The sequence below is a fragment of the Rhizobium sp. P32RR-XVIII genome, assembly GCF_012641395.1.
Taxonomy (GTDB): Bacteria; Pseudomonadota; Alphaproteobacteria; order Rhizobiales; family Rhizobiaceae; genus Rhizobium.
Genome location: NZ_JABAIH010000001.1, coordinates 652542 through 673355 on the forward strand (window position 1 = coordinate 652542; position 20814 = coordinate 673355).

Consider the following 20814-nt stretch of genomic DNA (forward strand, 5'->3'; position numbering starts at 1 on the left):
CCGGAACTGGGCAGGGCTGTACCTGCCTCCTCTCATGAAGAGACGGAATCGAAATGGCGCAACCACCTGCACTACCCCTTCCGAAATCTGCTCCGAACATGCGCGATATCGGCTTTGCCCTCGGCATCGTCGTCATCATCTGCATACTCTTCCTGCCGATTCCGCCGTTCCTGATCGACCTGGGGTTAGCCTTTTCGATCGCTTTTTCCGTTCTGATCCTGATGGTTGCCCTCTGGATTCAGAAGCCTCTCGAATTCTCGTCTTTCCCGACCATCCTGCTGATCGCGACCATGACGCGATTGGCGCTGAATATTGCGACGACGCGTGTGATCCTTTCGCACGGCAACGAGGGGCATGACGCGGCCGGCGGTGTGATCGCGGGCTTTGCAAGCCTGGTCATGTCGGGTGACTTCGTGATCGGTCTGATCGTGTTCCTGATCCTGATCACCATCAATTTCATCGTCATCACCAAGGGTGCGACGCGTATCGCGGAAGTCGGCGCGCGCTTCACCCTGGACGCCATTCCCGGCAAGCAGATGTCGATCGACGCCGATCTTTCGGCAGGCATCATCGATGAAAAGGAGGCTCAGCGCCGCCGTAAGGAACTGGAAGAGGAAAGTTCCTTCTTCGGGGCCATGGACGGTGCGTCCAAGTTCGTTCGGGGCGACGCGGTCGCCGGTCTCCTCATCACCTCCATCAATGTCTTCGGCGGCATCATCATCGGCTATTTCCGGCACGGTATGCCGATCTCCCAAGCCGCAGACGTTTTCGTCAAGCTTTCGGTCGGTGACGGTCTGGTCTCCCAGATGCCAGCCCTTATCGTTTCGCTGGCGGCCGGCCTTCTCGTTTCGCGCGGCGGCACCGTCGGCTCGACCGATCAAGCCGTCGTCAATCAGCTGAGCGGCTATCCGCGTGCGCTTTCCGTTTCCGCCGTGCTGATGGCGGTGCTGGGCTTGATGCCCGGTCTGCCAACAATTCCTTTCATGTTGCTCGGCGGCCTGATGGCATTCGGTGCATGGTTCATTCCACGGCAGATCGAAGCGGAGAACAAAGCCCGCCGCGAGCAGGAGGAAAAGAAGGTCGTCCAGAGCAAGGAGCTGGAAAAGGACTCCGTCAAATCGGTGCTGCGGACGTCGGAAGTCGAACTTGCGCTTGGCAAGATGGTTTCGACGCGCCTCCTCGGCGCGCATCAGGAACTCGCCTTCCGTGTTGGCAAGATGCGCAAAAAGTTTGCGACCCAGTACGGCTTCGTCGTTCCGGAGATCAAGGTCACCGACGACATCACCATTCCCGAGAAGTCCTACCAGATCCGCATCCATGGCACGACAGTGGCATCGAACGAGCTTCGCGTCGGCGAAGTGCTGGTCGTCACCGGTTCAGGCCGCAAGCCGCGCATTCCCGGGGACGAAATCCGCGAACCGGCATTCGGTATGCCCTCGGTTTCCATTCTTGAGGCCTTCACAGAGGATCTGAAGCGCGAAGGCTTCCAGCCGATCGACAACGTCTCGGTCGTCCTTACTCATATGAGCGAGGTCATTCGCAACAACCTGCCGCAGCTTCTGTCCTACAAGGACGTCAAGGTGCTGATCGACCGCCTCGACCCGGAATACAAGAAGCTCGCCGACGAAATCTGCACCTCGCATATGTCCTATTCGGGCCTGCAGGCCGTACTGAAGCTGTTGCTTGCCGAGCGCGTCTCGATCCGCAACCTGCACCTGATCCTCGAAGCCGTAGCAGAGCTCGCGCCGCATGTCCGCAAGACCGAACAGATCGTCGAGCATGTGCGTGTCCGCATGGCACAGCAGCTCTGCGGCGACCTGGCGGACAATGGCGTGCTGCGCGTCCTGCGGCTCGGCAGCAAATGGGACATGATCTTTCACCAGGCGCTCAAGCGCGACAATAAAGGCGACGTCATCGAATTCGACATCGATCCGCGCAGTCTCGAGGAGTTCAGCGAACAGGCGACGAGGGTTATCCGTGAATTCATGGACCGCGGTCTGCCTTTCGCCCTTGTCACGTCACCGGAAACACGCTCCTATGTGCGCATGATCGTCGAACGCTTGTTCGCCACACTTCCGGTTCTCTCGCATGTCGAACTGGCCAAAGGTATCGAGATAAAGATTTTGGGTTCGATTTCATGATAACCGACCCGCAAGGGACAGTTCTGGCGGTCTTTCTGGTTTTCTGCCGGATCGGCGGCTGTGTCCTCGCGATGCCGGGCTTTTCCTCGGCGCGGGTACCTGGATTGCTGAGGGTCTTTGTTGCGGGCGGCTTGTCGATCGCCGTGCTGCCGGTTCTTTGGAACACCGTGTACCCGGCAGTCAGCAACCCGGGGGCGACCTATATCGGGCTTATCTTCAGCGAATCGTTGATCGGTGTCATGTATGGCCTGCTGGCACGTCTTTACACGTTGGGCTTTCAGTTCGCGGCCAGCATTATCGCCATGATGCTCGGATATTCGTCCCCGGGCGGGATGGATATCATCGAAGATTCGCCGGAAACGAGCCTTTCCGGTTTCATTACCTTCGCGGGAATGATGATTCTCTTCATGATGGACTTCCATCATATCGTATTCCGGGCGCTGATTGACTCCTACACGACGATGCCGTTTGGCGGCATTGCCGACATGCGGGCCAATCTGATTTCGCTGACCGACACGCTGGAATCGACGACTTATATCATGCTGCGGCTCGCGAGCCCGTTTCTCATCTACAACATGATGTTCAACGTCTCGATCGGCTTCATCAACAAGCTGGCGCCGCAGATTCCGGTTTACTTTATCTCGACGCCTTACATGCTGCTTGGCGGTTTGTTCCTCTTCTACGTGTCGGTTGCCGCTTTGATTGGCCAGTACGCGCAATCTTTCCCAAGCGTGTTTGTCGGTAGGTAGCCGGCATGGCGGAGAAGACCCGTTCCGAGAAATTGAAGCGGCTGGTGGCCGTTCAGCGGCATCTCGAGCAGATGGCCGAGTACGACCTTGCGGAAACGAATCGTCAGCGCGCCGAGGTTAGCCGGTCGATTGACGATGTCGTCACGGCCCTCGGCTCCATGGATCCGATTCATCGCGCCTTTTCCCAAAATTACGCCGATCGATTCGAACGGTTGAGTACCAAGGACAAGCAGCTGACCGGCATGGAGCAGTTGCACGAGATGCGCCTGCAGCAGGAGAGGGCCAAAGGCGACCGGCTGGAAGAGAGCATGGAGAATGCTCTTGAGGAGGAGCGTCGCGAGGCGGACGACAACGCGGTCTACGACATCATCGATCAAAAATTCGCGACGCCAGCCTCCAGCAAGCTTCAAAAACCATAATCCTCTCAACGTAATTTAGAGGATTGCAACATTGGCTATATCACCTCCAAGTGATCTGGTGCTGGACGTTGTCAAAGCTGCCGACCCGACAGAGGTGCAGGCAGCCCAGGAGAGATTGAAAGCGACCCGCGCCGCTTTCCAGGCAACGAGCCTTGCCGAGAATGGCAACGGCTTTTCTTCCAAGCTCGATGTGGTTGAGAGCCCCACTCAGAAGACCGGGCTCGGTGACGTCAAGAACCGGACCAAGGCCGAAGAGATTCCGGAAACCTACCGGAAGTTCGAGGCCATGGTCCTGCAGAATTTCATCAAGAACATGCTGCCCAGCGATAGCGAACAGGTTTACGGGAAGGGCGCTACCGGCGATATCTGGAAAGGCATGATGGCCGAGCAGCTCGGCAACGTCATTTCCCAGGGCGATGGCATCGGCATCGCCAAGGAGATGTATCACGACGCGCTTCGCAAGAAGGAAGGCGCGATCGTCAATGCGTCGGCGGATCAGGATGACCGCAAGGTTGCCTTCAGCATGATCGACGAATTCCAGCGTAAGACATTCGGCACCCCCACGGCGGAAGCCAAGGCGGCCAAAGAAGCATAACCGAGGATAAAAATGGAAATAATCTCGAACGAATACAGGATCAAATCGGTCCTTGGCCGGCTGGAAATGATCATCGACAACGAGAACTCGCGGATCGGCAGCGATCCCCAGTTCGATCTCAAGGTCTCGAACGCCCACAAGAGCCGCTGCCTTTATGAGCTTTCCATGCTCTTCCGCGATACCGATCCGGCCGAGCTTGCCGCCTCGCATCTCGAACAGCTTCATGGGCTGAAGAAGAAGCTGACGCTCAATGCCCGGCGCGTTGAGGCGCATCTCGAAGCCGTTCGTGCAGTGGCGGATCTTCTGAAGAATGCGGTTCAGGACGCTGACGCTGACGGCACCTATTCCCAGGAACAGTTCGTCGCGCGTGATGCCTGATGGTGAAGCTCGTCCTTACAGGCATCTGGGTCTGCGTCATCACGCTGGCTTCGGTCTATTTTTCGGTGAAGATGGCCACAGCACCGGCGGCGCCGGCCGACAGTTCGAAAGAGAGCCAGCTTGAGCTTGTTAAGGGCGAGACGATCACCGTTCCGATCATCGGAAACGGCGCGATAACCGGTTATTTTCTAGGCCGCGTGTCGTACATGATGAACAAGGATACAGTAAAAGGCGCGACCCTGCCGCTGACCGAAATGACCACCGACGAGTTGTTCACGCTTCTTATGGGCAACAAGATGGTCGATATCAGCAAGCTGAAATCCTTCGATCCGCAGGCCTTCCGAGACGCGATCAAGAAAGACATGAACGAAAAGCTCGGGGGCGATTACGTGTCCGAGGTTATCCTGGAGCAGCTTGAGTACCTCTCCAAGGAAGAGGTGAAAGCAAACGCTTCCGGCCAGCAGCAGAAGACGGGCAACCCGATCAAGATCATCGATGCGCCGTCGCCTGCTGCAGCAGCCGCCGCTGCCGCCCACTAATCTAGCCGGCTTCGCTTGTGCCGTTCAGGTGGAGCGCGAAGCCGGTCGCATCCAGCTCCCCCAGCTCCGGGCGGAGCTGCATGCTGGGGATCAGATAGTCTCCGCCATTTTGCTGCCGGTAGGGGATGGGCGGAGTGTTCTCCAGCGTGCGCATCCTCGCGCGCAGGCGTTCGGCTGCGAGCTCGAAGCCGGCCCCATCGAGGCGATCGACCCTGTAGGCCACGAAGGGCGGAAGCACCTCATAGCCCGGATAATAGAGAATTCCGTGATTGATCGGGAACAACAGGTCGTCGATCGGTCCGTTGACCCCGCGGGCGGAGTAATGCTCTTCCCAGCCGCCGGCAGTCACGATCAACATGGCCCGCTTGCCGGCCAGCGTTCCTTCACCGTAGCGGTCGCCCCATCGCTTGTCGCTGTGCTCGCCGACGCCATAGGCGAACCCATAGGCATAGACCCGCTCGACCCAGCCTTTGAGGATTGCCGGCATGCTGAACCACCACAGCGGAAACTGGAGGATTAGGGCATCGGCCCACAGAACCTTGTCGATCTCGGTCTTGACGTCTTCGGTCAGCCCGCCGGTTTCGAAGGCTTTCTTCGACGCCTCGACGGGTATGAACCGCGTGTCGGACGCCAGCGAGGGAAAGTCGGCACGGTCGATCTCGGACTTCCAGTCCTCCGCATAGAGGTCGGATACGCGCACCTCATGGCCTTGGGCCTCGAGTTCCGTGATGGCGACGTCGCGCAGCGCGCCGTTGAGCGAGCGTGGTTCGGGATGAGCAAAGACATGCAGAACTTTCATGGTCGTGATCCTGTGACGTGAGAACTTGCCCAAAAGTAGACACCGCACAAATCATCCACTAGATGTGGCTAATGCATAAGATTATGCTGAATAATGGATAACTCAGACGTCACCTTGGAGCGCATGCGAACCTTCGTCCGCGTTGCCGAACGCGGCAGCCTATCGGCGGTTGCCCGCGAGTTCGGCGTCGGCCAGTCGACCGTCACGCGGCACTTGCGGGAGCTCGAGGAAGCCGTTGGCGTGCCTTTGCTCAGCAGAACCACCCGGCGCGTGACGCTCACCGATGAAGGCAGCCGCTACTATGCCAACGGCGTCCAGATCCTGCGCCTCGTGGAGCAGGCGGGTGATGAGGCGCGAGGCAAGCGCGGCGCGCCGGCGGGCATGATCCGGATATCGTGCACCGCGGCTTTCGGAGTCCTGCATGTCAGCCGGCGGATCTTCGCGTTTCAGGACCGCTATCCCGACATCGGGATCGACCTCAGTCTCACCGACGAGCGAGTCGACCTCGTGCGGGAGGGCGTCGACATTGCCCTTCGGCTGGGCCCGCTCACCGACAGCTCCATGAAGCTGCGGTCGCTTGGTCAGTCGCGGCGTTTGCTTGTCGCAGCACCGGCCTATCTGGCGGCGCGGGGCAGGCCGGTCGCTCCACAGGATCTGTCCGCCCACGAAGGCATCCGCATGTCGAATGTGGCGGGCAGCGACACGCTCGCCTTGAAGGGGCCAAACGACGAGCGCCATGTCGTGCCATTCGGAGGGCGCTTTCGGGTAGACCATGGGCTTGCGGCGCGCGAGGCCCTTATCGCCGGACGCGGCATTGCACCCGCTCATCGATGGCTTGTCGATGATCTCCTGGCGGCCGGCCGGCTGGAAGCGATCCTGCCCGACTATTCGCTTCCTGGCACTCCACTTAGCATGCTGATTGTCCCAGAACGGGCGGGCATTGCCCGGGTCCGGCTACTGGTCGACTTCCTCGTAGAGCAGGCTGGCGGCATTCCCGGGATCGAGAGGGTGCAGCCGGAGCGATAGCCGGTGAGCATAAAGGGCAGATTGAGGCCGCTTTGCTTTGCCTCACAAGCTTAACAGAACCTTGAGAGCACCCTCGGAATTCGAACGACTTTCCTAAGAGTTGTTTGAAATCATCCTGCTATAGCTCGCCTTACAGCCTTGGAGCGGTATTCGGAACTACGGATGCTGCACGCGGCCGGCGCTGCCGGTTTACCAAACCTGCCGGCGCGGAATGTGTCTGATGTTTTCCGCAATGCTGGGCGCATGAAGCCCCTGCTGGAGGTTGGAATGAACCTGATCGCGAATTTCGCGGTTCTTGCATCACGCCGCACGATCTTCGACGTGCCGGTATGCGATCTCGGATGGGATGACGCGCTCGTCTTCATCAACGAGCTTGCCTCGCTTCCCGTCGGCCAGACCGTCATTGCCTTTGCCAACGCTCACAACATGCTGATGACGCTGCGCGATGGCGAATACCGGAATATCCTCCTGCAGAATCTCGTTCTGCCCGATGGCGTCGGCCTGAATATCGCTTCGAAGATTGCGCATGGCGCGCCGTTTCCGGCCAATCTCAATGGCACGGATTTCGTTCCTGCGCTGTTGACCTTTATGGAAAACCGGCGCCGTGTCGGCCTTATCGGCGGCAGGCGCGAGGTTGTTGAAAAGGCGGCTGCAAAGTTTCGCCAGCATGCGCCTTGGCACGAATTCATCGTCATTTCGGACGGCTATTTCGACAAGGAGAATCCCGAGGAGCTGATCGACGAGCTCAATCGCCAGAAGTGCGACATTCTCATCATCGGCATGGGCACGCCGCTGCAGGAGAAGTGGACGCACCGTCACGTTCGCGCCGAGCACGCGCGGCTCGTCCTGACCGTCGGCGCCCTTTTCGATTTCGTTTCGGGAACCGTTCCCCGTGCTCCGCAGACCGTTCGTGCGATGCGGCTGGAATGGGCCTACCGCCTGCTGCAGGAGCCAGGCCGGCTCTGGCGGCGCTATGTGCTCGGCATTCCGGTCTTCCTGCTTTGTGTGATGCAATACCGCTTCAGCCGCCGCGACCGCATCCTTAGCCAGTCGGAGGAGCGCAGCGTTGCACTTCCTGTTCCGCAGAGGCGAAACGACCTGGCAAGCTGAGGTTGCTTCTTGCCTTCCCGGTTAACCATTTCTTTGCCGTAAATATTTAGAGTGCCTTAATCATCCGCTTCACGCGGCAAGGCAGCTCGGTTCGCGCGCACGAGATATGGCGTCATGTACGACAGCAGGTTAAGAAGCAGCACTGACGGGAGACGATCGACAGCGGCGACTGCGCGCGTCGAAGCGCTGCCCATTCGTCCTTCCGAGGCCGAACTGTTGAGAGTGATCGGCAAGGCGCTTGAAGAGCAGCGCCTGCGGCGTAGCGTGCCTCCCGAACCTCCGCTCGTCGACCGCATCGAGACGATTCTCGGAACCCGGCTGCAGGCTGCCAACGATGTCCGCTCGCGGGAAGAGCCGCCCAAGCCGCTGCCACCGTCTGCCGTTCACTGCGAGATCGACGATCCGGATATCGGCACGCCTCCGGAGCATCGCGACAGCCTGGCAAAGCCGCTCGCCGCCATCGCAGTTGCGGTCATGATCGGGGCGGGCATTCCCTTGCTGATGCCGGCAGAACCGGCGCGTTATGCGGCGGAGACGGCATTTCGCGTTCAGGCGGACAGTGCTGAGCGCCCGGCGATGACCGCTGCGGCCGTGCGGCGCCTGCTCTCCGCCAGCACCATATCCGCTGCGGTCGGGGCGCTGAAACTTGATCGCGACCCGGAATTTACCGGCGGGCCGTCAAATGCCATCGGCGTCGCGTTCGACCTTCTCTCCGGCAGCGGCGCCGCTGCCGATGCGGCCTCCCGCGCGGAAAAGACGCTTGGGGGAATGATCGAGGCCGATGCCGACGCGGCTTCGGGAAGCGTGCACCTGAAAGTGACGACGGCCGATGGCGCCAAGTCTTCGCGCGTCGCCGTCTGGCTGTCGAACATGCTGACCTCCGGCGGCAATTCCGCGTCGGCGCAAGAGCGCGCCGGGCTCCGCAAAGCCTACGACGATGCGCAGGCAGAACTGGGCGCCTTCACCGGCAGGAGCGGCGAGGGCAACGTCAAGGTAGCGACCGACCTCCAGCAGCGCATCAATCAGCATGATGCCGATCTCAAGATTGCCGAACAGAGGATCGCACTGGCAAAGGAGCAGGCTGATCGCTTGAAGAGAGCCAAAGCCGACGATGTCTTGACCGGCTCCTTGCCAGCTGAAACCATTTCGCCGGCGCTGCAGGCCGAGCGCGACAAATTCGTAACAGAGAAGGCCACTCTTTCTCAGCTTGCGAGCGACCTTGGCCCGCGCCATCCCCGCCTTCTTGGGCAGCAGGCTGTCGTCGATGGCATCAAGGAGAAGGTCGCGAAGGAACTTGCCCGACAGGCGCAGGACGCCAATGTCAGCCTCAAGACTGCTACGGACGCCCGAAAAACGCTGAACGACCGGCGCAACGCGCTGATTGCGCAGAGCCGCGATACGGGCGTCGATCTCGCCAAGCTTACCGACCTGCGCGACAAGGCGGAGGCGGCAAGGTCGCGGATGGAGACTGCCGTCACGACGACCGCTTCCATCGTTGCACCGGTTACCGTCCTGAGGCCGATGCACACTACCGTCGTCTCTTCAGGCAGCACGCTGCCAGTTCGCTCTGCGATTGGCGCGGCGATCGGATTGGCGCTTGGCCTTGGGGGTATGGTTGCTTTTCGCCGCCTGCGAAAACGTCCCGCCCCCTTGCCTGAGGCGATAGCGCCAGCGCCTGCGGAACCACCGGAGCCGCAGGTCGACGAACTCGAGCAGCTGCGCGATCAACTCGAGAGCCTGCGCGACAGGCTGCAATCCTACGGTCCCGGCCGCCGTTGATTTTGCGATGCGGCATCATTGCTCTTGCATTTGCCGTTTTTAGGCAGGATAGGGCGTTCTGAGGCAATCAGCACGGCGGATGAACGCCTAGCTTGGCGCCATGGCATGGCAGGAGAATCGCGTGGCGACAGTGATCGATGGCAAGCAGGTGGCCGGTTCCGTAATCGAAACCGTGAAGATGGCGACCGCCGCACTTGAAAAGCAGAGCGGCGTCAAAGCCGGTCTCGCAGTCGTAATCGTCGGCGACGATCCGGCAAGCCATGCTTACGTCAATTCGAAGAGCAAGATGGCGAAGGAAAGCGGCTTCAAATCCGTTCAGCACACCTTGCCGGCCGAGACGACGCAGGAAGAGCTTGCAGCGCTCGTCTCTTCTCTTAACGCCGATCCGTCGATCCACGGCATTCTCGTGCAGCTACCGCTGCCGAAGCCTTTGAACAGCGAACCGATTATTCAATCGATCCTGCCGGAAAAGGACGTCGACGGCCTTCATGTCGTCAATGCCGGAAAGCTCGCGACCGGCGACCTGGCGACGGGCCTCGTCTCCTGCACGCCGGCTGGCGCGATGGTCTTCGTCCGTCGCGTGCACGGCGAGGATCTGTCCGGCCTGAACGCCGTCGTCATCGGCCGCTCGAACCTCTTCGGCAAGCCGATGGCGCAGCTGCTGCTGAATGCCAATGCGACCGTGACGATCGCCCACTCGCGCACCAAGGATCTGCCAGCGGTCTGCCGCAATGCCGATATCCTGGTGGCCGCCGTCGGGCGTCCGGAGATGGTCAAGGCCGATTGGGTGAAGCCCGGCGCCACGGTCATCGATGTCGGCATCAACCGCGTTGCAGCGCCGGAAAAGGGTGAGGGAAAGACGCGGCTGGTTGGCGACGTTGCCTTCGCCGAGGTGGAAAAGGTTGCTGGGGTGATCACGCCCGTCCCAGGCGGGGTCGGCCCGATGACCATCGCCATGCTGATGGCCAATACGGTCATTGCCGCGTATCGTTCGGCAGGCCAGACGCCGCCGATATTCTGATGTTTAGCGCGGGGCAGGGCCTGTCGAGGCCCTGACGATCAGCTCTGCCTTCCAAAGTTCATGCTCGGGGAAAGGACCGGCCTGCGTGACGGTGCCGATGAGCCGCTGGGCGATGCGCGCGCCCGCTGCGCGCAGCGACGAGCGAGTGGTCGTCAGCGGCACGGAGAAATTTTCCGGCTTCAGCAGCGGCAGTACGTCGTCATGCGCGATCAGCGAAATATCCTCGCCGAGCTTGAGTCCGGCCTGATTGATGGCGCGGATTGCCCCGAGCGCGAGTACCGTACTCGAGCAGAGAACGGCCGTCGGCCTCTCCGGAAGCTGCAGAAAACGCTCCATGGCGATGAGGCCTTCCTCGTCCGTCATCGGTGTGTGGCTCGTGCAGTCTTCGGAAAGCTCCAGTCCGCGCTCGCCAAGTGCTGTGACCACGCCATTCTTGCGGCGGATCGCGAAATCGAGATGCGCGGGGCCGTTCATCAGCGCGAAGCGCGTATGGCCGAGCTGCAGGAGCAGTTTCGCCGCATCGTAGAAAGCCGCCTCGTTGTCGATATCGAGATAGGGGTAGTCCGGCTCCGAGCCGAACGACCGGCCATGGACGATGAAGGGCATCGACAGCGATTTCAACATCACGAGCCGCGGGTCATGCCCGCGCATATAGGCTATGAAGAGCGCGTCGACGTTGCCGCTGATCGCGAGGCGGCGAAGGGCCGCCACTTCGTCATCGGGATGCGCGGGCGTGATGACGAAGTGGAAGTCATGCCTTACGGATTCTTCGCCAAGTCCGGCCAGGAATTCGCCGAAGTGCACGTCTGATTGATGACCGGGGGCGGTCGGCATCACCAGCCCGATCGATCCCGCCTTTCCGGTCGCAAGGCGTTGCGCCGCCTTGTTCGGCCGGTATCCGGTTTCCTTGACAGCGCGAAGGACGCGCTCGCGTGTCGCCTCATTAACTTCGGGGTAGCCGTTGAGCGCGCGGCTGACGGTCGTCTGCGAAAGACCGAGCAATTCCGATAGCTGTTTGAGATTCACGTGTTATGATTCCTCCCTAAAGCCTTGGGCGTATTCCCCCATGCTCCCAAAGCGCTTTAAATTATGTACCAGCTGCGGCGCTTGACTCAAGGAAAATCGTTCCATATTCCCGTGAGGCGCGCTTGCAATCTACAACTTAGACACTTCATTTTGCTTATTTTCGAAATGACTTGACTCTTTTCTGCCGGGAGTTGAAATGCGTGATGTGTCAAAGCGCTTTGAGAATTCCTGAGGAGGGGCGAAAGCGTGATTGCGATTGTGATGGGAGGTTGATCACATGAAGAAGATCCTTTTGATGGGCGTTGCCGCGGCTGCGCTTTTTGCCGGAGCGGCTTCCGCTGCCGACCTGAAATTCGCTCCGGGAGAGGACGCGAAGTTCAACTGGAAGAGCTATGACGATTTCAAGGCCGCTCACGCCGACCTAAAAGGCCAGCCGCTGACGATCTTTGGACCGTGGCGCGGCGAGGACGAAGCCTTCTTCCGCAGCATTCTTGCCTATTTCACGGAAGCGACCGGCGTTGACGCCACCTACTCGTCATCCGAAAACTACGAACAGCAGATCGTCATCGATACGCAGGCCGGCTCTCCGCCGAACGTTGCCATTCTGCCGCAGCCGGGTCTTCTGGCCGATCTGGCCAGCAAGGGTTTCCTGACGCCGCTCGGCGACGAGAACTCCAAGTGGGTGAAGGATAACTACGGCGCCGGCGATAGCTGGGTCGGCTACGGCACCTACAAGGGCAAGGACGGCAAGGAAGCCTTCTATGCCTTCCCCTACAAGGCCGACCTGAAGTCGCTCGTCTGGTATGTGCCGGAGAACTTCAAGGAAGCGGGCTACAAGATCCCGACCACGATGGAAGAACTGCATGCCCTGTCGGATCAGATCGTCAAGGACGGCGGCGTTCCGTGGTGCATCGGTCTGGGCTCGGGCGGCGCCACCGGCTGGCCGGCGACCGACTGGATCGAAGACATCATGCTGCGCCAGCACAAGCCAGAGGTTTACGATAAGTGGACCACCAATGAGGTGAAGTTCACCGATCCCGCCGTTGTTGCCGCGATCGAGGAATTCGGCTCGTTCGCCAAGAATGAGAAGTATGTCGATGGCGGCGTTGCCGCAGTGGCGGCAACCGATTTCCGCGACAGTCCGAAGGGCCTCTTCGCCGTTCCGCCGAAGTGCTACATGCACCGTCAGGCTTCGTTCATCCCGTCCTTCTTCCCGGAAGGCACAAAGCTCGGCCAGGATGTCGACTTCTTCTACCTGCCGACCTACGCAGCGCATGCGGATCTCGGCAAGCCGGTTCTCGGCGCAGGGACGCTCGTGACAATCACCAAGGACTCCAAGGCGGCGCGCGCCTTCGTCGACTTCCTGAAGACGCCGATCGCACATGAGGTCTGGATGGCTCAGTCGAGCTTCCTCACGCCGTACAAGGGGGTGAGCACCGCAGCCTATGCCAATGATCAGATGAAGAGGGAAGGCGAGATCCTGACGACAGCTACGACCTTCCGCTTCGACGGTTCGGACCTGATGCCTGGCAAGATTGGCGCGGGTGCGTTCTGGACCGGCATGGTCGATTTTGTCGGCGGCAAGTCGGCGGAAGATACCGGTAAGGAAATCCAGGCCGCCTGGGACGCCATCAAGTAACCGTCGCGAGCCGGTGCCGCGGGGCAACCCGCGGCATTTGGCATGGGTGGCCGGAAGCATGGGGACCGGCCAGCGCCGGACAATTTGATCAGCGCAACAAAGACGTTGACGGTGACCGGCGCCAGCCTTTCAGGATCGACAAGTAGCAGGGGGAGGGACGAATGCTGTCGCAGATAGTTTCCGCGTTGGGCGTTGTGATCGTGGCGGTGTTTGCCTGCTCCGCCTATTTCTATTTCTCGAACAAGCTTCTCGATCTGGCGCTACCGGTCAAGGACGGCGACATCCACTCGGCTGCGCGCAACCTGAACCGCCGGGGCATGATACGCCCCTGGCTGTTTCTCGGGCCGGCGTTGTTTCTGCTGATTGTCTATCTCGTCTACCCGGTCATCGCGACGCTCATCCTGTCGTTCTACGATCGCTCCGGCTCGAACTTCGTAGGCTTTGCCAACTATCAGTGGGCGTACAACGACCGCGAATTCCGCCAATCGATCTTCAACAACATCCTCTGGCTCGCAGTCGTTCCGGCCGCCTGCACCTTCTTCGGCCTCGTCATCGCAGTCATGACCGATCGCATCTGGTGGGGGAATATTGCAAAGAGCATCGTCTTCATGCCGATGGCGATCTCCTTCGTCGGCGCGTCGGTCATCTGGAAATTCATCTACGAATATCGCGGCGGCAACGACGTTCAGATCGGCCTTCTCAACGCCATCGTCCAGCTCTTCGGCGGCTCGCCGCAAGTCTGGATCTCCGTTCCCTTCTGGAACAATTTCTTCCTGATGGTGATCCTCATCTGGATCCAGACCGGTTTTGCGATGGTCATTCTCTCTGCCGCCCTTCGCGGCATTCCGGAAGAAACCATCGAGGCCGCTGTGATCGACGGGGCCAACGGCTGGCAGATCTTCTGGCGCATCATGGTGCCGCAGGTCTGGGGCACGATCGCCGTGGTGTGGACCACAATCACCATCCTCGTCCTCAAGGTTTTCGACATCGTTCTCACAATGACGAACGGTCAGTGGGATTCGATGGTGCTCGCCAATCTGATGTTCAACTGGCTGTTCCGCGGCGGTGGCGATTCCGGCCGAAGCGCCGTCATCGCCCTTATCATCATGCTCGCGGTGACGCCGATCATGGTGTGGAACGTCCGCCGCGCGAACCGCGAACTCGGAGGCCACTGAGATGACCTTGTCGGAACGCTTCGTCAGGATTGGCGCGGCTCGTCTCTTCGTTCACTTCTGCGTCCTGCTGATCGTGATCATCTGGCTGATCCCGACGCTCGGCATCTTCGTCAGCGCCGTCCGCGACAAGAACCAGATCGTTGTCTCCGGTTGGTGGACCGCCTTTGCCGGCTCGACGCGCACGGTTGCCGGCCGCGTCGGAACCGCCGACCAGCAGAAGCAAGAGGGACCCGTCTACGTCATTTCCGGCAATCTGCTGGAGGGCCAGGAGGGCCGTTTGCTAACGGCTTTCGGCACGCGCATCCAGCAGCCGTCGGCCTACAAGGCGGGCGAGACCGCTGATCTCGGTGAGAGCCTCAGCCTTCAAGTCAATGAGGACGGCACGTATCGCTTCGTAAAAAGCGCGCCCTTCACGGATGACGATGCCGGCCGCCGCGTCTATCTTGCGGTTTTGACGCCCCCGGAATTCACGCTGCAAAATTACAAGACAGTTCTGACCAGCGAGGGGATCGGCCAATCCTTCATCAACTCTCTGACTGTCACCATCCCCGCGACCATCATCCCGATCCTCATTGCGGCCTTCGCCGCCTATGCGCTAAGCTGGATGGAATTCCCCGGCCGCGCCTTGCTGATCGCCCTCGTCGTCGGCCTTATCGTCGTGCCGCTGCAGATGTCGCTGATCCCGCTGCTGCGTCTCTACAACATGGTGGGTTCGGCTTTCGACGTGCCGTCAAAGACCTATCCCGGCATCTGGCTGGCGCATACTGCTTTCGGCATGCCGCTCGCCATCTATCTGCTGCGCGCCTATATCGCGGGTCTGCCCAGGGAGATTATCGAATCCGCGCGCGTCGATGGCGCAAGCGATTTCGAAATCTTTACCCGCATCGTATTGCCCCTTTCTTTTCCCGCTCTCGCGTCTTTCGCGATCTTCCAGTTCCTGTGGGTGTGGAACGACCTGCTTGTGGCGATGGTCTTCCTCGGAACCGACCGGCAGCACCTCGTGCTGACCGGCGCGCTGAATGCGCTGCTCGGCTCCCGCGGCGGCAACTGGGAAATTCTAACGGCGTCCGCCTTCGTCACCATCGTGATACCGCTGCTCGTGTTCTTCGGGCTGCAGCGCTATCTCGTGCGCGGGCTGCTTGCGGGTTCGGTCAAGGGTGGCTGATCCAATTGAATATGCATATCCCACAGGAACAAACATGAGCATGCAATCCCAACCTGATTTAACGGTCGACAAGGACTGGTGGCGCGGCGCTGTGATCTATCAGATCTACCCGCGCTCCTTCCAGGATTCGAACGGCGACGGCATCGGCGATCTGAAGGGCATTACCGCCCGCCTGCCGCATGTCGCTGGCCTCGGCGCCGACGCGATCTGGATTTCGCCGTTCTTCACCTCGCCGATGCGAGATTTCGGCTACGACGTTTCCGACTACGAGAACGTCGATTCGATCTTCGGCACGCTGGTGGATTTCGACACGATGATAGCCGAGTCCCATCGCCTCGGGATCAAGGTGATGATCGACCTCGTCATCTCGCATAGCTCTGACCAGCACCCCTGGTTCGTCGAAAGCCGTTCCAGCAAGACGAATGCAAAGGCGGACTGGTATGTCTGGGCCGATGCAAGGCCGGACGGCACGCCGCCGAACAACTGGCTATCGATTTTCGGCGGCTCTGCCTGGGCCTGGGATCCCACCCGCATGCAGTATTACATGCACAACTTCCTGACCTCCCAGCCGGACCTCAACCTGCACAATCTTGAGGTCCAGGACCGGTTGCTCGATGTCGTCCGCTTCTGGCTGAAGCGCGGCGTCGACGGTTTCCGCCTCGATACGATCAACTTCTATTTCCACGACAAGGAGTTGCGCGACAATCCCGCTTTGGCGCCGGAACGCCGCAACGCCTCGACCGCGCCGGCAGTCAACCCGTACAACTTCCAGGAACACCTCTACGACAAGAACCGGCCCGAGAACCTGGCGTTCCTGAAGCGCTTCCGGGCCGTTCTGGAAGAGTTTCCGGCAATCGCATCCGTCGGCGAAGTGGGTGACAGCCAGCGAGGTCTTGAAATCGTTGGCCAATACACGTCCGGAAACGACAAGATGCATATGTGTTATGCCTTCGAGTTTCTTTCTCCCGATCCGCTTGCGCCGGAGCGCGTCGAAGAGGTGATGAAGGATTTTGGCGCTGCCGCGCCTGACGGCTGGGCCTGCTGGGCGTTTTCCAATCACGACGTCATGCGCCATGTCAGCCGCTGGGGCTCGCTCGTTGCGGATCACGACGCCTTCGCGAAGCACTATGCTTCCCTGCTGCTGACGCTGCGTGGTTCCGTCTGCCTCTACCAGGGCGAGGAGCTTGGTCTGACGGAAGCCGATCTCGCCTATCAGGACCTGCAGGACCCCTACGGCATTCAGTTCTGGCCGGAATTCAAGGGCCGTGACGGCTGCCGCACGCCGATGGTCTGGGATTCGCAGGTAGCCCAGGGAGGCTTCTCGACCGTGAAGCCCTGGCTGCCGGTGCCGGTCGAGCACATCCTGCGCGCCGTCAGCGTGCAGCAGGGCGACGAGAATTCCGTGCTTGAGCACTACCGCCGCTTCCTCGCCTTCCGCAAGCAGTATCCAGCGTTCGCCAAGGGTGAGATCGACTTCGAGCCGCCGCAAGGCGAGGCGCTTGTCTTCACGCGCAGATACGGAAACGAACAATTGCTCTGCATTTTCAATATGAGCCCGCTGGAAACCAACGTCACCTTGCCAATGGGAGAATGGCAGGCGCTGACGGGACACGGCTTTACCAGCAACAACTATGGCGACAGGATCGATATTCCGGCTTGGGGGGCGTATTTCGCCCGTCTCGCATAAGGAATCGGGAGGGGATCAGATGACTGGAGTTATGTTAAAGGATATCCGCAAATCCTACGGGGCCGTGGACGTGCTCCACGGCATCGACCTGGAAATCAATCAGGGCGAGTTCATCGTCTTCGTCGGACCGTCCGGCTGCGGCAAGTCCACGCTGCTGCGCATGATTGCAGGCCTCGAGAAGATCACCGGCGGGGAGATGTATATCGATGGCCAGCTCGTCAACGAGGTCCCGCCGTCGAAGCGCGGGATCGCCATGGTGTTCCAGTCCTATGCGCTCTATCCGCATATGACGGTCTTCGACAACATGGCTTTCGGCATGAAGATCGCCGGCGAGAATAAAAGGGAGATCGATCGGCGCGTGAGAGCCGCCGCCGAAACCCTGCAACTCACCAAATTTCTCGACCGCCTCCCCAAGGCGCTTTCCGGCGGCCAGCGCCAGCGCGTGGCGATCGGCCGCGCCATCTGCCGCAATCCGAAAGTCTTTCTGTTCGACGAGCCGCTGTCGAACCTTGACGCAGCGCTGCGCGTGGCGACCCGCATCGAGATTGCCCGCCTTAGTGAGCAGATGGCGGACACGACGATGATCTATGTCACCCACGACCAGGTTGAGGCCATGACGCTGGCGGACAGGATCGTCGTGCTCTCGGCCGGGCACATCGAGCAGGTCGGCGCGCCGCTGGAACTCTATGAGCGTCCGGCAAACCTGTTCGTTGCAAAGTTCATCGGCTCTCCGGCCATGAACATCATTCCCGCCACCATCAGCGAAACCGGCGCCGCGACGAGGGTCACGCTGACCGGCGGCAAGTCCGTCACGCTTGATATTCCGACTGCCGGATCAGAGAAGGACAAAAGAGCAAGTTTCGGCGTGCGCCCGGAAGACCTCCAGCTCGCCGATGGCGATGATTACCTTTTCGAGGGAGAGGTTGCGCTCGTCGAAGCGCTCGGCGAAGTGACGTTGCTTTATATCGAGGGGCTGGTGCCGGGCGAGCCGATCATCGTCAAGATTCCGGGAATAACCGGCATAAAGAAAGGTCAGAAGATGAGGTTCGCCGCCGATCGGTCGAAACTGCATCTTTTCGATGCGGAGGGGTACACTTACAGAAAGTAGGACTACATTGCCGGACTGCTCCTTTCTGCCTTGAGGGATGCGATCATCACCTTCTGTTAAGCAACCGATGCTAGGTTTTTCCCTGTCGTTTTTTAAGGGGAATTAAGGTTGTGGGTGCATCCAATCCATTGCCGCCAGGGCATTTTCTAAACAAGGAAGAATCCTTCATGTACGACCGCGAACAGCGGTTTAGAATGGAGGATACGATGAACGCAGCGCGCATCGAATATACCGAAAAGGGTGTCATGCACATGGCATCCCGCCGCTGCGATATCGTCCGAATCTCGATGAGCAGCGCGACGCTCGCCCTCTTGACGCAGTTCAATCTGCCAAAGCAGTTTTATCTGGATATTCCGGATGCGCGCATCACAAAAGTCGGCTGCATGCTGATGCGGGTAAACGCCAACAACACCATCGAAGTGCGGTTCCTGCGCATGCTGACGCAGAAGGAGATGAACAAGATATTCGTCTACAGCACCCATCCGGCCCATCGCGATTACGTTCTCGACGTTCGCAGCTGATCGGAGCACATTGCACTTGAAAGCCCGCGATCACCTCGCGGGCTTTTTTGTTCAGTGGAAGAGGACTGTCGCACCGTGGTCCGAGGCGCCGACGGCCCGGCGGAACGGGGCGAAGAGCTCGCGGCCCATGCCGAATTCGTTGTCGGACAGATCGGCCGTCACCGGCTCACGCTCCGCCATGGTGGCTGCGTCGACGAGGACTTCCAGCGTGCCGCGGACAGCATCGAGGTGGATGATGTCGCCGTCCTGGATACGGGCGATCGGCCCGCCTTCGACAGCTTCCGGCGTGACGTGGATCGCAGCCGGAACCTTGCCCGAAGCGCCGGACATGCGGCCGTCTGTCAGGAGCGCAACGTGGAAACCGCGGTCCTGCAAAACGCCGAGCGGCGGCGTCAGCTTGTGCAGTTCCGGCATGCCGTTCGCCTTCGGTCCCTGGAAACGCACGACCGCCACGAAATCACGGTTCAGCTTGCCCTCCTTGAAGGCGTCCTGCAGCTCCTGCTGGCTGTGGAAGACGATGGCGGGCGCCTCGATGATATGGCGGTCCGGCTTTACTGCAGAAATTTTGATGACCGCCTTGCCGAGATTGCCGCGCAGCATCTTCAGGCCGCCATTCGCCTGGAAGGGCGTTTCGATGCTGGCAAGCACCTTGGAATCGTGGCTCTTTTCCGGCGCCGGCTCGCGGACGACAGTGCCGTTGTCGCCCAGGCGTGCATCGATCGTGTAGGCCTGAAGCCCCTGGCCGGCGACTGTGCGCACGTCGTCGTGCAGCATGCCTTTTTTCAGCAGTTCCTTGATGAGGAAGCCCATGCCGCCTGCGGCGTTGAAATGGTTCACGTCCGCCAAGCCGTTCGGGTAGACACGGGCAAGCAGCGGAATTTCTTCGGAGAGTTCGGCAATGTCCTGCCAGCTAAGCTGGATGCCGGCGGCGCGCGCCATCGCAACGAGATGCAGCGTGTGGTTGGTGGAGCCGCCCGTCGCATGCAGGCCGACGACGCCGTTGACGATGGAGCGTTCATCGATCATCTCCCCGGCGGGCGTGAATTCGTTGCCGAGCGCGGTGATCGCCAGAGCGCGTTTGGCGGCCTCGCGCGTCAGCGCTTCGCGCAAGGGCGTGCCGGGATTGACGAAGGAAGAGCCCGGCAGATGAAAGCCCATGATCTCCATCAGCATCTGGTTGGAGTTGGCGGTGCCGTAGAAGGTGCAGGTGCCGGGGCCGTGATAGGACTTGGACTCGGCCTCCAGCAGCTCGGCGCGGCCGACCTTGCCTTCCGCATAAAGCTGCCGAACGCGTGATTTCTCATCGTTCGGCAGCCCGCTCGTCATCGGCCCCGCCGGAACGAAAATCGACGGCAGGTGCCCGAAGGAGAGGGCGGCGATCACCAGGCCCGGGACGATCTTGTCGCACACGCCAAGGAAGAGCGCGGCATCGAACATGTTGTGCGAGAGACCGACGCCGGCGGACATGGCGATCAGATCGCGGGAGAACAGCGAGAGCTCCATGCCCGGCTGGCCCTGTGTGACGCCGTCGCACATGGCCGGAACGCCCCCGGCGACCTGGGCAATGCCGCCTGCTTCGGCGGCGGCTTCGCGGATGATCGCTGGATAGGTTTCGAACGGCTGGTGGGCCGAAAGCATGTCGTTATAGGCGGTGATGATGCCGAGGTTGGGCACGCGCTCACCCGCCAGCGCATCCTTCTCGGCGGGGGAACAGACCGCAAAGCCGTGGGCAAGGTTGGCGCAGCCGAGGATCGAGCGCTGGACGCCCGTGGAAGCCGCGGCATGCAGGCGCTCGAGATATCGCTCGCGCGTCGGTTTCGATCTCTCGACAATGCGGGACGTGATCGCAGATATGCGTGCGTTAGCGGACATGGGAGTTATCCTGCCTTGGTTGCTGTTCAAATTGTACGTTCGCGGCTCGGCGCCCGGAGGCTTGG

Annotated in this window: 19 protein-coding genes; 16 read left to right on the forward strand and 3 right to left on the reverse strand. The window is 60.4% G+C overall.

The annotated features are described in order from the left end of the window. The first annotated feature begins 53 nt into the window (after positions 1-53). From flhA to HGP14_RS03385, 6 genes are read left to right on the forward strand one after another with little or no spacing between them, the layout of a single operon-like run. Positions 54-2141, forward strand: a complete 2088-nt coding sequence (flhA, locus tag HGP14_RS03360) for a flagellar biosynthesis protein FlhA (protein WP_168828421.1) — start codon at positions 54-56, stop codon at positions 2139-2141. Beyond that, positions 2138-2890 (forward strand): flagellar biosynthetic protein FliR, encoded by a 753-nt coding sequence (locus HGP14_RS03365; protein ID WP_168828422.1) that lies wholly within the window; start codon positions 2138-2140, stop codon positions 2888-2890. The genes flhA and HGP14_RS03365 overlap by 4 nt, the downstream gene beginning before the upstream one ends. Positions 2891-2895: 5 nt before the next feature. Continuing rightward, positions 2896-3309 (forward strand): hypothetical protein, encoded by a 414-nt coding sequence (locus HGP14_RS03370; RefSeq protein ID WP_168828423.1) that lies wholly within the window; start codon positions 2896-2898, stop codon positions 3307-3309. 31 nt (positions 3310-3340) lie between these two features. After that, complete coding sequence (locus tag HGP14_RS03375; protein ID WP_168828424.1) at positions 3341-3904, forward strand: rod-binding protein; 564 nt, start codon at positions 3341-3343, stop codon at positions 3902-3904. A gap of 12 nt (positions 3905-3916) precedes the next feature. Beyond that, positions 3917-4282 carry a hypothetical protein gene (locus tag HGP14_RS03380; protein WP_168828425.1) on the forward strand — a complete coding sequence of 122 codons (366 nt, stop codon included), beginning with the start codon at positions 3917-3919 and terminating at the stop codon, positions 4280-4282. Then, positions 4282-4821 (forward strand): hypothetical protein, encoded by a 540-nt coding sequence (locus HGP14_RS03385; RefSeq protein ID WP_168828426.1) that lies wholly within the window; start codon positions 4282-4284, stop codon positions 4819-4821. Before HGP14_RS03380 ends, HGP14_RS03385 begins: the two co-directional genes overlap by 1 nt. A gap of 1 nt (position 4822) precedes the next feature. Here HGP14_RS03385 and HGP14_RS03390 read toward each other — a convergent pair whose 3' ends face one another. Next, complete coding sequence (locus HGP14_RS03390; protein ID WP_168828427.1) at positions 4823-5620, reverse strand: NAD(P)H-dependent oxidoreductase; 798 nt, start codon at positions 5618-5620, stop codon at positions 4823-4825. Between the two features lie 93 nt (positions 5621-5713). Here HGP14_RS03390 and HGP14_RS03395 point away from each other — a divergent pair, with 93 nt between their 5' ends. The 4 genes from HGP14_RS03395 to folD all read left to right on the forward strand — a co-directional run bounded on the left by HGP14_RS03395 (position 5714) and on the right by folD (position 10556). Next, positions 5714-6646: a LysR family transcriptional regulator gene (locus tag HGP14_RS03395; protein WP_168828428.1), complete on the forward strand. Its 933-nt coding sequence runs from the start codon at positions 5714-5716 to the stop codon at positions 6644-6646. Between the two features lie 267 nt (positions 6647-6913). Next, positions 6914-7756: a WecB/TagA/CpsF family glycosyltransferase gene (locus tag HGP14_RS03400; RefSeq protein ID WP_168828429.1), complete on the forward strand. Its 843-nt coding sequence runs from the start codon at positions 6914-6916 to the stop codon at positions 7754-7756. Between the two features lie 114 nt (positions 7757-7870). Next, the gene (locus HGP14_RS03405) at positions 7871-9535 is read left to right on the forward strand and encodes a succinoglycan biosynthesis protein exop (protein ID WP_168828430.1); all 1665 of its coding nucleotides are present in this window, start codon (positions 7871-7873) and stop codon (positions 9533-9535) included. A 121-nt stretch (positions 9536-9656) separates the two neighbouring features. Beyond that, positions 9657-10556 carry a bifunctional methylenetetrahydrofolate dehydrogenase/methenyltetrahydrofolate cyclohydrolase FolD gene (gene folD / locus HGP14_RS03410; RefSeq protein WP_168828431.1) on the forward strand — a complete coding sequence of 300 codons (900 nt, stop codon included), beginning with the start codon at positions 9657-9659 and terminating at the stop codon, positions 10554-10556. A gap of 3 nt (positions 10557-10559) precedes the next feature. Here folD and HGP14_RS03415 read toward each other — a convergent pair whose 3' ends face one another. Further along, complete coding sequence (locus HGP14_RS03415) at positions 10560-11582, reverse strand: LacI family DNA-binding transcriptional regulator (RefSeq protein WP_168828432.1); 1023 nt, start codon at positions 11580-11582, stop codon at positions 10560-10562. A 277-nt stretch (positions 11583-11859) separates the two neighbouring features. On the opposite strand from HGP14_RS03415, the gene HGP14_RS03420 reads away from it, so the two are divergent. The 6 genes from HGP14_RS03420 (at position 11860) to HGP14_RS03445 (ending at position 18877) form a co-directional block, all read left to right on the forward strand. After that, on the forward strand, positions 11860-13221 hold the full coding sequence (locus HGP14_RS03420) for an ABC transporter substrate-binding protein (RefSeq protein WP_168828433.1): 1362 nt from the start codon (positions 11860-11862) through the stop codon (positions 13219-13221). Between the two features lie 161 nt (positions 13222-13382). Beyond that, entirely contained in the window at positions 13383-14396 is a 1014-nt protein-coding gene (locus HGP14_RS03425) for a carbohydrate ABC transporter permease (protein ID WP_168828434.1), read from the forward strand. 1 nt (position 14397) lies between these two features. Then, complete coding sequence (locus HGP14_RS03430; RefSeq protein WP_168828435.1) at positions 14398-15561, forward strand: carbohydrate ABC transporter permease; 1164 nt, start codon at positions 14398-14400, stop codon at positions 15559-15561. A gap of 34 nt (positions 15562-15595) precedes the next feature. Continuing rightward, positions 15596-17248 (forward strand): alpha-glucosidase, encoded by a 1653-nt coding sequence (locus HGP14_RS03435; protein WP_168828436.1) that lies wholly within the window; start codon positions 15596-15598, stop codon positions 17246-17248. 19 nt (positions 17249-17267) lie between these two features. Further along, positions 17268-18356 carry an ABC transporter ATP-binding protein gene (locus tag HGP14_RS03440; protein ID WP_168828437.1) on the forward strand — a complete coding sequence of 363 codons (1089 nt, stop codon included), beginning with the start codon at positions 17268-17270 and terminating at the stop codon, positions 18354-18356. Positions 18357-18523: 167 nt separating this feature from the next. Next, positions 18524-18877, forward strand: a complete 354-nt coding sequence (locus HGP14_RS03445; RefSeq protein WP_168828438.1) for a hypothetical protein — start codon at positions 18524-18526, stop codon at positions 18875-18877. A gap of 51 nt (positions 18878-18928) precedes the next feature. Here the strand turns inward: HGP14_RS03445 and edd are convergent, their stop codons facing one another. Beyond that, positions 18929-20749: a phosphogluconate dehydratase gene (gene edd, locus HGP14_RS03450; RefSeq protein ID WP_168828439.1), complete on the reverse strand. Its 1821-nt coding sequence runs from the start codon at positions 20747-20749 to the stop codon at positions 18929-18931. Positions 20750-20814: the final 65 nt, after the last annotated feature.

Coding starts and splice junctions, on each gene's coding strand:
- flhA (WP_168828421.1), top strand. CDS start 54: ATGGCGCAACCACCTGCACTACCCCTTCCGAAATCTGCTCCGAACATG.
- HGP14_RS03365 (WP_168828422.1), top strand. CDS start 2,138: ATGATAACCGACCCGCAAGGGACAGTTCTGGCGGTCTTTCTGGTTTTC.
- HGP14_RS03370 (WP_168828423.1), top strand. CDS start 2,896: ATGGCGGAGAAGACCCGTTCCGAGAAATTGAAGCGGCTGGTGGCCGTT.
- HGP14_RS03380 (WP_168828425.1), top strand. CDS start 3,917: ATGGAAATAATCTCGAACGAATACAGGATCAAATCGGTCCTTGGCCGG.
- HGP14_RS03385 (WP_168828426.1), top strand. CDS start 4,282: ATGGTGAAGCTCGTCCTTACAGGCATCTGGGTCTGCGTCATCACGCTG.
- HGP14_RS03390 (WP_168828427.1), bottom strand. CDS start 5,620: ATGAAAGTTCTGCATGTCTTTGCTCATCCCGAACCACGCTCGCTCAAC.
- HGP14_RS03395 (WP_168828428.1), top strand. CDS start 5,714: ATGGATAACTCAGACGTCACCTTGGAGCGCATGCGAACCTTCGTCCGC.
- HGP14_RS03400 (WP_168828429.1), top strand. CDS start 6,914: ATGAACCTGATCGCGAATTTCGCGGTTCTTGCATCACGCCGCACGATC.
- HGP14_RS03405 (WP_168828430.1), top strand. CDS start 7,871: ATGTACGACAGCAGGTTAAGAAGCAGCACTGACGGGAGACGATCGACA.
- HGP14_RS03420 (WP_168828433.1), top strand. CDS start 11,860: ATGAAGAAGATCCTTTTGATGGGCGTTGCCGCGGCTGCGCTTTTTGCC.
- HGP14_RS03425 (WP_168828434.1), top strand. CDS start 13,383: ATGCTGTCGCAGATAGTTTCCGCGTTGGGCGTTGTGATCGTGGCGGTG.
- HGP14_RS03430 (WP_168828435.1), top strand. CDS start 14,398: ATGACCTTGTCGGAACGCTTCGTCAGGATTGGCGCGGCTCGTCTCTTC.
- HGP14_RS03435 (WP_168828436.1), top strand. CDS start 15,596: ATGAGCATGCAATCCCAACCTGATTTAACGGTCGACAAGGACTGGTGG.
- HGP14_RS03440 (WP_168828437.1), top strand. CDS start 17,268: ATGACTGGAGTTATGTTAAAGGATATCCGCAAATCCTACGGGGCCGTG.
- HGP14_RS03445 (WP_168828438.1), top strand. CDS start 18,524: ATGTACGACCGCGAACAGCGGTTTAGAATGGAGGATACGATGAACGCA.
- edd (WP_168828439.1), bottom strand. CDS start 20,749: ATGTCCGCTAACGCACGCATATCTGCGATCACGTCCCGCATTGTCGAG.